The 2,930-nt window shown below is 29.7% G+C and carries 3 protein-coding genes and 2 pseudogenes; 3 read left to right on the forward strand and 2 right to left on the reverse strand.

The features are described from left to right. Positions 1-32: 32 nt before the first annotated feature. Together RWJ08_RS07570 and RWJ08_RS07575 are read right to left on the reverse strand one after the other, a co-directional pair. Complete coding sequence (locus RWJ08_RS07570; RefSeq protein ID WP_313961661.1) at positions 33-470, reverse strand: GNAT family N-acetyltransferase; 438 nt, start codon at positions 468-470, stop codon at positions 33-35. 84 nt (positions 471-554) lie between these two features. Beyond that, positions 555-1,403, reverse strand: coding sequence for a hypothetical protein (locus RWJ08_RS07575; RefSeq protein WP_313961662.1), 849 nt, complete (start codon positions 1,401-1,403; stop codon positions 555-557). Between the two features lie 70 nt (positions 1,404-1,473). On the opposite strand from RWJ08_RS07575, the pseudogene RWJ08_RS07580 reads away from it, so the two are divergent. The 3 genes and pseudogenes from RWJ08_RS07580 to RWJ08_RS07590 all read left to right on the forward strand — a co-directional run. After that, positions 1,474-1,938: pseudogene (locus tag RWJ08_RS07580) on the forward strand (DUF6017 domain-containing protein); the annotation flags it as partial. After that, complete coding sequence (locus RWJ08_RS07585) at positions 1,938-2,423, forward strand: PcfB family protein (RefSeq protein ID WP_313961663.1); 486 nt, start codon at positions 1,938-1,940, stop codon at positions 2,421-2,423. The pseudogene RWJ08_RS07580 and the gene RWJ08_RS07585, both read left to right, overlap by 1 nt. Continuing rightward, a pseudogene (locus tag RWJ08_RS07590) lies at positions 2,420-2,767 on the forward strand (type IV secretory system conjugative DNA transfer family protein); the annotation flags it as partial. The gene RWJ08_RS07585 and the pseudogene RWJ08_RS07590, both read left to right, overlap by 4 nt. Positions 2,768-2,930: the final 163 nt, after the last annotated feature.

Genomic DNA, 2,930 nt, shown 5'->3' on the forward strand with positions numbered 1-2,930 from the left:
TTAAATTTTAAAATTTTATTATTAGCACCTCTTTATCGAAATATTTTTATAAAACATTTTTGAATTTTATTACAAGTATAACCTATATTCTCATAAAATTTATGTGCTTCTGAACGATGAGAAGCCGAATTTAATCTAATAAAATTAATATTATTATTTAAAGCATACTCTTCAACAAAAACCATCAGTTTTTTTCCTATACCCTTGCCTTGAAAATTGGAATTTACTGCTAATCCTAATATATTTAATCCAATATCACTATATAAACTTTCATACATCTCTGCATGAACAAAACCAACAACCTTACTTGTTTCTTTATCTTCATATACTGCGATAATATGATGTTCATAATCAATAGATAATTTTTCAATTTGTGTCTTGACAGTCTTAATATCAACATTATATCCTAACTCATCTTTACAAATTTCTTGTATATCCTTCGCATCTAGTATATTAATCTCTCTTATCACACTTTTACCTCTATAACTTCTAATTTTTCATATTTGCTTTTTTCTATAATAAATACTTCAACCTTAGTATTATTTTATATACATTTATTTAGAAAAATCCGTTATCAGCATTTCCATTTCAATTTTATCTTCAAGCTCAACATCCATAATGTATCCCCATAGTATATTTGTTTGGTCTGCTCCAAATTTTTCATTTATAATCATAGTTACTTCCTGTAAATCCGTTAATCCAATGTCTGGTCCTGCTGTAATGCTTAACAGTATCTTTCTCGCTTTTGGAATATTTTTTGTAAAAGGACTGTTTATTATTTGTTCTGTAGCAAGTTTTACCTTATTCTGTCCTTCACCTTTACCAAATGCTATTACACCTTCTCCTGAATTTCCTAGCATTATTTTTACATCATCAAAATCAAGATTCACTATCCCTTGTTTTTTTATTAGATTTGTTATAAATTCTACATTTTTTATAAAAATTTCATCTCTTTTTTCAAATAATTTATCAAAAGTTGCACTAGAATCTGCTTCCACTAATTTTTTAAGAGGCAAAACTATAACAGTATCAGAAACTTCTTCTAATTTCTTGATTTCTTCAGTTCCTCCATTTGAATTAATTGATGTAGCAACTACAACTACTGTCAATATTCCCATTGTTTTTGCAACTTCTGAAACAACACAGGCTATCTCGTTATTCTTCTTTTCCGACATTTCTGTCAAAATAAATACTAAATCAGTATTTTTCAATACACCCTGCACTTTTTCACTTAAATCCTCAGAAGCCAATATTTTTGATCCTACATTCAGTTTATCCAAATTTCCTTGATTTGTATCAATTTCCACAAATTCAACTTCCGCAATCTCTTTTTTCATCATCTTATTCAATACATCATTTCCCACTGTACCAATTCCAATAACTTTTATTCCAACACCGTCCATATTTTTCTCCTTTATATATAAAGTTTTCTTTTTCCAGATTTTAACATATTTTTACCAAATATATTCTATATATATTTCTACAGAGAATTCCTCCCACCTACCCATCTATGAAAAAGATATATTTTATTTAAGGGATGGAATGGAGGATGGACGTAAAAAAATAAAATCATATAAATCTTGTTTAGAAGAATTGAGAGAAAGTACAGGATATAACGAACACATGAAGCTAGGTAATAAGATTGTTGCTAAAACCTTTGATGAAATAATAAAAGTTTTAGCTGATGTTATGGTATCGAATGCAGAAGATACAGTCACAATAAATCAAACAAAATTACCAGCATATGTTGTTCAAGAGAGATTTAGAGAATTAGATTCTTTGCATATGGAGTATCTTGTAAATGCTTTATCAGAGAACGAATCGAAAATAAGAAATGTAAGAGCTTTTATTTTAACGGCAGCATATAATGCGCCAAGCAATATGGATGCCTATTATACAGCACTTGTTAGTTATGATATGAGGGTAGGAGGTTACTGATGATAAATGAAGAAATTTCTAATAGAGTAGTTAACATTGAAGTTAATGTATTAAAGGCAACTTATCAAGAAATCTTAAGCCAAGTAAAGAAGTTACAACAGAGATCAAAACAACATGGTGGCTTAGATAAACTTATCAAGGCTGAGGGAAATGAAGTCAAACTCAAAGATATGGTTAAGAAAGGTCAGCTTGAAGAAATCAATGTTAAAGATGGTGAATTAAAAGAACTAAAAAAAGAATTGAATAAACATGGTGTTAAATTCTCAGTGATGAAAGATAAGGAGACTGGGACACATTCAGTATTCTTCCAAGCAAAAGATACAAAAGTTATGAATAAAGCTTTTCAAAATGTGCTTTCAAATATTGAAAAGAAAGCGAAAAATAAGGAGTCAATTCATAAAAACATAGAGAAATTTAAAGAGATGGCTAAGAATACTATTTCTAGAGATAAAGTCAAGAATAAACAAAAGGAGCAGGGCCTATGATAGATAAGATACTAAAGGACATCAAAGGCTTATTTAAGGTGCAAGATAAGGCAAAGTTTTTCAAGCAGAACATTCCCTATCTTGCATTTTTCTATGTTGGTAATATTTTTTCTCACCATGTAAGAGCATATACTGGTGGCGATGTGATAGACAAAATCTTTCAGGGAATATTAGAGCTTAACACCATGAGCTTTATTCCGAGTATTCATCCAACTGATATTTTAATGGGCGTGGGAGTAGCTGCTTTAATTAAGTTTGTTGTCTATACCAAAGGTAAAAATGCAAAAAAGTTTAGGCAAGGTAAAGAGTATGGATCAGCAAGATGGGGAACGACAAAAGATATTTAGAGTGGTTTATAATAAAGTAATGAATGGACATATTCCCAAATACGAGGCTTCCTTAAAATATTAAATTTTATCCATACTGACCACTCAAGCCATGTGGAGACGGTAGTATTATTGTCAAGAAAATAGAATAACAAGCTATAAAACTGTCGAAATAGGTGGC

It is taken from the genome of uncultured Parvimonas sp. (assembly GCF_963524015.1).
Taxonomy (GTDB): domain Bacteria; phylum Bacillota; class Clostridia; order Tissierellales; family Peptoniphilaceae; genus Parvimonas.